Origin of the sequence: Ilumatobacter nonamiensis YM16-303 (assembly GCF_000350145.1) — a bacterium.
Classification (GTDB): domain Bacteria; phylum Actinomycetota; class Acidimicrobiia; order Acidimicrobiales; family Ilumatobacteraceae; genus Ilumatobacter_A; species Ilumatobacter_A nonamiensis.
The window spans coordinates 1-7,408 of sequence record NZ_BAOL01000148.1 but is presented as its reverse complement, the minus strand read 5'-3'; the positions used below and the strand labels follow the sequence as shown (position 1 = coordinate 7,408).

At 67.8% G+C, this 7,408-nt stretch carries 8 protein-coding genes; 5 read left to right on the top strand and 3 right to left on the bottom strand.

Annotation, left to right across the window (positions count from 1 at the left end):
- On the bottom strand, positions 1-817 hold an 817-nt coding region (locus tag ON45_RS13585), incomplete at its 3' end, for a VOC family protein (protein WP_158412409.1).
- A 70-nt stretch (positions 818-887) separates the two neighbouring features.
- Here ON45_RS13585 and ON45_RS13580 point away from each other — a divergent pair.
- Positions 888-1,736 carry an AraC family transcriptional regulator gene (locus tag ON45_RS13580; RefSeq protein ID WP_040494531.1) on the top strand — a complete coding sequence of 283 codons (849 nt, stop codon included), beginning with the start codon at positions 888-890 and terminating at the stop codon, positions 1,734-1,736.
- A gap of 22 nt (positions 1,737-1,758) precedes the next feature.
- On the opposite strand, the gene ON45_RS13575 is transcribed toward ON45_RS13580, so the two are convergent.
- Positions 1,759-2,766 carry a stage II sporulation protein M gene (locus tag ON45_RS13575; RefSeq protein ID WP_051063049.1) on the bottom strand — a complete coding sequence of 336 codons (1,008 nt, stop codon included), beginning with the start codon at positions 2,764-2,766 and terminating at the stop codon, positions 1,759-1,761.
- A 23-nt stretch (positions 2,767-2,789) separates the two neighbouring features.
- Here ON45_RS13575 and ON45_RS22740 point away from each other — a divergent pair, with 23 nt between their 5' ends.
- The 4 genes from ON45_RS22740 to ON45_RS21560 all read left to right on the top strand — a co-directional run bounded on the left by ON45_RS22740 (position 2,790) and on the right by ON45_RS21560 (position 6,907).
- On the top strand, positions 2,790-3,674 hold the full coding sequence (locus ON45_RS22740; RefSeq protein ID WP_051063048.1) for an RDD family protein: 885 nt from the start codon (positions 2,790-2,792) through the stop codon (positions 3,672-3,674).
- Complete coding sequence (locus tag ON45_RS13565; protein ID WP_040494530.1) at positions 3,671-4,846, top strand: cysteine desulfurase family protein; 1,176 nt, start codon at positions 3,671-3,673, stop codon at positions 4,844-4,846. Before ON45_RS22740 ends, ON45_RS13565 begins: the two co-directional genes overlap by 4 nt.
- The gene (gene mnmA / locus ON45_RS13560; RefSeq protein WP_277619177.1) at positions 4,833-5,924 is read left to right on the top strand and encodes a tRNA 2-thiouridine(34) synthase MnmA; all 1,092 of its coding nucleotides are present in this window, start codon (positions 4,833-4,835) and stop codon (positions 5,922-5,924) included. The genes ON45_RS13565 and mnmA overlap by 14 nt, the downstream gene beginning before the upstream one ends.
- A gap of 134 nt (positions 5,925-6,058) precedes the next feature.
- Positions 6,059-6,907, top strand: a complete 849-nt coding sequence (locus tag ON45_RS21560; protein ID WP_051063047.1) for an aminoglycoside phosphotransferase family protein — start codon at positions 6,059-6,061, stop codon at positions 6,905-6,907.
- On the opposite strand, the gene ON45_RS13550 is transcribed toward ON45_RS21560, so the two are convergent.
- On the bottom strand, positions 6,896-7,408 hold a 513-nt coding region (locus ON45_RS13550), incomplete at its 5' end, for an inositol monophosphatase family protein (protein WP_040494529.1). The genes ON45_RS21560 and ON45_RS13550 overlap by 12 nt on opposite strands.

Below are 7,408 nucleotides of genomic sequence, written 5' to 3'. Positions count from 1 at the left end.
TCCATGTCGCGTCGTCGACGAGGAGACCCCCGCACCCGAACTCGACGTCGAATCCCGAAGGAGAGCGACTGTAGAAGGACACCATGTGATCGTTGGTGTGCTTCCCGAGCGTCATCGAGATCGGTGTGCCTGCATCGAGATGACGGTCGAGGGTCCGGCCGACGTCGTCGAGTGTTCGGGCCTCGACCATGAAGTGGTAGAGCGCCGGTTCCGAGGCTGGGACGAGGGCGAGGCTGTGGTGGCGTCGATTGCAGCGGAGGAAGACGATGTCGTCGTCTCCGGGCCGCCAGTAGTCGCTGACCCGGAAGCCGAGCACGTCGGTGTAGAAGTCGATGGACTCCTCGAGTGCGGGTGTGCCGAGCACGATGTGCCCCATGCCGTGGGCGCCGGTGGTGAACCCGCTGACGCCGGCCGGCGACACGAAGAGTTCGTGATCCAGGATCGGGCCGTGGAACAGCTCGAGTGTGAAGCCTCCGGGATCGGTCGTTCGGATCAGCCCGCGGACCTGTCGATGCTCACAGTCGTCGACCGTTCCACGTTCGATGATGAGTCCCGCCGCAGACAGCTGGGTGGCTGCGAATTCGAGGGCTGCAGAATCGGGCAGTTCCCATCCCGCGAACGCCAAACCTCCTTGGCCGTGGCCGATGAGCACGCGGTACGGCCGTTCGTCGAATCGCATCCGGAGCCCGTTGTCGTCGTTGGACACCATGGCGCCCAACATCTCGCCGTACGGGCGCCAGTCGTCGACGTCTGGCGCCGTGATTCCGATGTAGCCCAGACCTCGGATGTCCATCTGCCCCTCGCCCGTTCGGTTCATGGGCCAAGCATGAACGCCACGGCCGACGCAGACAAGGTGAGAAGGAGAAGGGAAATGGTAAGAATGGGACATGGTCGATGTCGTCCCGGTCCGGTACCGTCCTCCCGACGACACGTACCGGCTCGACATCGAGCTCGTCGACGCACCCGAGCTACGAGCCCGGGTGGCATCGAATCCGCGCCGTGGCTTCGAGCGAATCGACTTCCAGTGCTTCATCTACGTCCGCTCCGGGTCGTACAGCCACGTTGTCGACTTCGAGACGCACGCGCTGGCGGAGCATTCCTGCCTGATGATCTCCCCTGGGCAAGTCCACCGCTTCGGACCTCCGAGCGACTGGACCGGTTGGATGCTCATTGTCAGCGGGCACCTCGTCGCCGACGACACGGGAGAACTGCCGGCTCACGTGAGACTCGACCGAGAACTCGGTGGTGCGGTCACCGAACTGTTCGATCGCATGGAAGCGGACGCGAGATTGCTCGTCGATCGCCAGCGGCTCGTGCAACTCCTCGCCCTCCAGACGGCGGTGCTCGTCGGTCGACTCGCGCTCGGTGTGAGTGGCACGACCACGAGCCGACTTGCCGATCCCACGCTGCTGACCCGATATCGCGAGTACCGCGCCGCCGTCGACGACCAACACCGACACTGGCACCTCGTGACCCCGTACGCACGGAGCCTCGGCTGTTCGGCGAAGTCACTCAACCGAGCGTGTCGTGCGATCGCAGATGTCTCGGCCAAAGACGTCATCGTCGCCCACATCGTGCTCGAAGCGAAACGACGCCTCGCGCTCACCGACGACACCGTCGCCGCGATCAGCCGGCAGCTGGGCTTCGACGAGGCGACGAACTTCGTGAAGTACTTCCGTCGAGAAACCGGAACGACACCGACCGCGTTCCGAGCCTCGCTTCAGCCCGACTCATAGCCGTACTCGGTGCTCGTGTGGTTCAAGCGGTACTGGCCATCAGACCGCCGTCAGCGTTCGACGACCTGCTGAGGATCTGGTCGGCGCGGCGGCCGTACACGAGCGTCCAGCCCCAGAAGGCCAGGAAGGCGATCACGCCGATGCCCACCCGGATCGACGTCGGCCACGGTCGGCCGGTGACGAACCCTTCGATCAGCCCGGCGACGGCGAACGCGATCACGAGGCCCACCACCACGTTGCCGAGGTCGCGGCCCTGTGCGGTGAGCGCGGTCCAGCGGGTCTGGTCGCCGGGGGCGATCACCGTCCAGCCGATCCGCAGACCGGCGGCGCCCGCGACGATCACGGCCGAGATCTCGAGCAGTCCGTGCGGAAGGATCAACCCCCAGAACCGCTCCCACTCTCCGACGTGGGTGAACAGCCCGCCGGCGATCCCGACGTTGGCCCCGTTGTAGACGAGGACGAACGCCGTGAAGACGCACATCAGGATGCCGGAGGCGAACGCCAGGATCGCCACACGGACGTTGTTGAGGAACACCTGACTGGCGAAGTTCTGCGCCGATTGGCTCGAGTAGTACGCCTCGAAATCGTTGTCGATGTATGCCTGGGTCACGGCCGGATCCCCGGTCACGTCGAACGCATCGGGGGAGATCCCGATCCACACCTGGAACACGAGCCACGGCACGAGTGTCAGGAGTGCGGAGATCAGGACGAACCAGCGGATCCGCCACACCGCGGCGGGAAACGTGAGGGACACGAAGCGGACGACGGCTCGGCCGGGATTCGTCTCGCGTCGGCCGTACAGCACGCCGTGGGCCTCGCCGACGAGGTACGTGAGTCGTCCCACCACCGATTCGTCGGCCCCGTACTCGATGCGCGCGTGGGCGAGCTGGCTTCCGGTGCGCTGGTACAGCCCGACGAGTTCGTCGAGTTCGTCGGGACTCATCGACGACAGCTTCCGCGCCCGATGGGTCAGATCGCCGAGCCGGGCCCAGGAGTACTGGTGCGTCGCGACGAATGCGTCGATGTCCATCCGCCGCCTACGGTAGTTGGTGCATGATCGTCGCACCGGTGCAGTCGGACTCGGCCACCGGGTCGGTGCCACCCGCCGACGATACGGGGATCATCACTCCCGAAGCGGTGGTGCTCGACATCGACACTGCGGGGTTCGCGTCGCGCATCCTGGCAGGTCTGATCGACATCACCGTTCAGCTCGCCGTGATCATCTTCGCCGGGGTGGTGCTCGAGGTGGCGTTCGTCGGCGACCAATCGACCGCGCGCACGGCGCTGGCCTTCGTCTTCTTCGTCGTCCTGTTCGGATACCCGATCGCCTTCGAGACCCTGCTCCGAGGACGAACGCCGGGGAAGATGGCGCTCTCGATCCGAGCGGTCACCATCGACGGTGCCCCGATCCGGCTGCGTGAGTCCACGCTGCGCTCGATGGGCGGGGTGGTCGACAAATTGTTGCCGCCGGGTGGGATCACCGGCGCGCTGTTCGTGCTGACCACTCCGCGACACCAGCGCGTGGGGGACCTGATCGCGGGGACGATCGTGATCCGCGACCCCGAACGCTTCACCGCCACCCCCGCCCTCTGGTTCACGGCGCCGTTCGGCTACGAGCGCTACGCCGAGTCGATCGATCCGACGGCGATCACCGTCGAGCAGTACACGGTCATCCGATCGTTCCTCACGCGGGGACAGGCGCTCGCGTCGCCGATCCGGTGGGCGATCGCGCTCGACCTCGCAGATCGACTCGCCCGCTCCGTCGGCCACGTGCGGCCGCCGACCGTTCACCCCGAGGCGTTCCTGATCTGTGCGATGGCTCGGTATCAGCGCCGGAACGGCCCCGGTCGCTCCGCGGCGTCCCCGCCGGCGCACTGGACGACGCCCGGGATGCCCGGACCGCCGGGAGCCGGGCCGGTGCCTAGCCTGGACGGATGAGCGATCGCATCGTCTACCTCGACAGCGCCGCGTCGACGCCGATGCGACCGGAAGCGGTCGAGGCGATGATGCCGTACCTCGACCAGGTGTACGCGAACCCGTCGGGCTCGCACCGCTTCGCCCGCCAGGCGCGTCGTGCGATCGACGAATCGCGCGACGTCGTCGCGGAGGTCGTCGGTGTGCGCCCGAACGAGGTCGTGTTCACCGGCTGCGGGACCGAGAGCGACAACACGGCCCTCTCCGGTGCCGTCGCTCGCACCGGCGGCGTCGCGGTGTGCTCGGCCGCCGAACACCACGCGGTCCTGCACGTGGTCGAGTCGCTCGGTGGTGTGGTCGTGCCGGTCGATCGGAACGCACGGATCGATCTCGACGCATTGGCCTCCGCACTCGACGGTCTTCGCGATGCGGGTCGAGCGGTCGCGATCGTGAGCGTGATGGCGGTCAACAACGAGGTCGGCACCGTGACCGACGTCGCCGACGTGGCAGCGGTCGTCCGGCGCCATGCTCCGGGCGCGCTCGTCCACACCGACGCGGTGCAGGCACCGAGTTGGCTCGACCTGCGTGCGATCTCACCCCATGTCGATCTGCTCGCGTTGAGTGCCCACAAGTTCGGCGGACCGAAGGGGGTCGGGGTGCTGATCGAGCGTGGCGGCCCGCAGATCGATCCGCTGATCATCGGTGGGGGACAGGAGCGCGAGCGGCGCAGCGGAACCCACAACGTGGCCGGCATCGTCGCCGCAGCGACCGCGCTGCAACTCACCGATGTCGAGCGGGTCGCCGAGAACGCGCGCCTCACCGTCCTGCGCGATCGACTCGTCGACGGTCTCGTGAACGGCCTCGACGACGTGATCGAGACGATCCCGCGCGACGATCCGACGGTCACGAAGGTCGCCGGATCCGCGCACGTGTGCATCGGCGGCGTCGAGTCGGAGGCGCTGCTGTACCTGCTCGACGAAGCCGGCGTGTGCGCGTCGGCGGCGTCGGCGTGCGCAAGTGGCGCGATGGAGCCGTCGCACGTCCTCGCGGCGATGGGCGTCGATCGCGAGGTCGCCCTCGGTGCGCTGCGGCTCAGCCTCGGTCACACGACGACCGACGCGGACGTCGACGAGGGGCTCGCGGCGATCATCGGCGCGGTGACCCGGCTGCGCGACCGCACGCCTGCCGCCTCGTAGCGGGCCCACGGGCGATCGCCGTAGCCTTGATGCCGTGAAGGTGATGTGTGCGATGAGCGGCGGGGTCGACTCCTCCGTCGCCGCGCTCCTGCTCAAGGAGCAGGGTCACGAGGTCGTGGGGGTCACCATGAAGCTGTGGGGTGGCGATTCCGACACCGGATGCTGCTCGGTGTCCGACGTGGACGATGCCCGCCGCGTCGCTCAACAGCTCGACATCGACCACCTCGTGTTCAACTTCGGTGACGATTTCGACGAACACGTCGTGAATCCGTACGTGCAGGCTCACGTCGACGGCATCACACCGAACCCGTGCATCGAGTGCAACCGTTCGGTCAAGTTCGCGCGGCTCGCGGAGCGCGCCGACCTGCTCGGCTTCGATGCGGTTGCCACCGGGCATCACGCCGCCATCGGCCGTCTCCCGGATGGCACGCTCACCCTCGAACGTGGGCACGACGACAAGAAGGACCAGAGCTACGTCGTCCACATGCTCGATCAGGCACAGCTGGCGCGCACATTGTTCCCGGTGGGCGGGATGGACAAGTCGGAGGTGCGTGCGCGCGCTGCCGACATCGACCTGCGGACGGCGGACAAGCCCGACAGCCAGGACGTCTGCTTCATCACCAAGTCCGATGGGCGAGAGACGTTCCTGGGCGATCGCATCCCGTTCCGTCGCGGGAGCGTGGTCGACATGGTGGGCACTCGCGTCGGCGAGGTCGAATCGGTCGAGATGGTGACCGTCGGCCAGCGCAAGGGCCTCGGCCTGCCAGGCGGTGGGCCGAAGCGCTACGTGGTGGACGTGGACGTGTCGAATCAGGTCGTGACCGTCGGTGACGACGCCGATCTGCTGCGGACCGCGCTCGATGTCCACTCTCTCAGCTGGGTGGCCGGTCCCGTCGAGGGCGACGTGCGGGTGCAGTGCAGCGCTCACGGCGCCACCCGGACCGGGCATCTCACCTTCGTCGACGACGACGCTCATGTCGAGTGGAGCGAACCGCAGCGCAGAGTCGCCCCGGGCCAGAGTGTCGTGTTCTACGACGACTCCGACCGCCGCGTCCTCGGTGGCGGGATCTGCGCCTGACCTCGTCGTCGGCGACCTGGTGGCCGAGCGGTCGCGGGTCGCGGCCGGATGGGTGAGCGAGTGGTCGATTGTGCGGGTCTCTGATCCCTGCCAGACTTGGGAGAGGAGGGGGAATCGAGACGAGATTTGACCGTGTGCTCTCGCGTGGGAACACGTCCGACGTCTACGCAATCGGTGTCGACGCCGTGGTCAAAGTGCCGCGCCCCGAGGTGCCCGACCACTGGGTCCACATGGAAGCGAGGCATGCAGTCGCGGTGCACGCTGCCGGGCTTCCTGCACCCCGGGTCCTCGATGTCATGGAGGTCGACGGTCGTGCCGCGATCGTGTTCGAGCGGGTCGACGGGCCCTCCATGCTCGAACGGCTCGTGGCGGCGCCCGGAGAGGCGCCGCAGCTGGCGCGGGAGATGGCATCGATGCAACAGGAGATCCTGGCGTGCCCAGCGCCTCCCGAGCTGATGGCACTCGGCGATCGGGTCGTACGCAAGGTCGCGACGGCGTGCCGCGTCGAGGCCGGCGACCGCGTCGTGGCGGGGGAGTTACTCGACCGGCTGCCGAGTGGCTCGGCGGTCTGCCACGGCGACCTCCACCCGGGCAACATCCTGTTGGCGGAGGCCGGTCCCGTGGTGATCGACTGGTTCGACGCGTGCGCCGGGCCGCCGATCGCCGACGTGGTCCGGTCGTCGATCATCGTGCGTCCACTCCGGTCGACCGGAACGTCTCCACCCCACCTGTGCGGCGTCCGCACCGATGTGCTCGACGAATTCCACACGACGTATCTCGAGTGCATGTTTGGAGAACTCGACCTCGACGCTGACGTGGCGTTGGCGTGGGAGGCGGTCCTCGCCCTCAGCCGACTCGCCGAACCCCTCGGGCCCGAGATCGACGACCTGGTGTCGATCTGGCGGAGTCGCGCCGACCTGTCCGGCGCTCCCACGACGGCGCTCGCGGAGATGCTGCTCGCCGGCGGCGGTTCAGAGCAGTGAGCGCAGGGCGTGGAAGATCGCCGGCGCGCCGGCCGCAGTGAGGTCGGCATTCCCTGCGCAGGGCTGCTCGACCGTGGCACCGGCCTCACGGGCGATCACCGTGCCCGCTGCGATGTCCCAGGGTTTGAGGTCGCGCTCGTAGTACGCGTCGACCCGTCCGCACGCCACCCAGCAGAGTTGCAGCGCAGCCGAGCCCATGCTGCGGATGTCCCGTGCAGCCGGCAGGACACGGCTGACGACTGCTGCCTGCGCGGCGCGAGTGGCGGCATCGTAGGAGTAGCCGGTCGCGACGAGAGCCTGGGAGAGGTCATCGACCGAGTTCGTGACGATCGTTCGCCCGTCGCAACGCGCGCCGTTGCCGGTGGAAGCCGAGAACGTCTCAGCGCGCAGCACGTCGCTGACCGCGCCGGCGACCAGGACGTCGTTCACTCGGGCGGCGATGCTCACCGCAACCACCGGCAGGTCGTACAAGAAGTTGACCGTGCCGTCGATCGGGTCGAT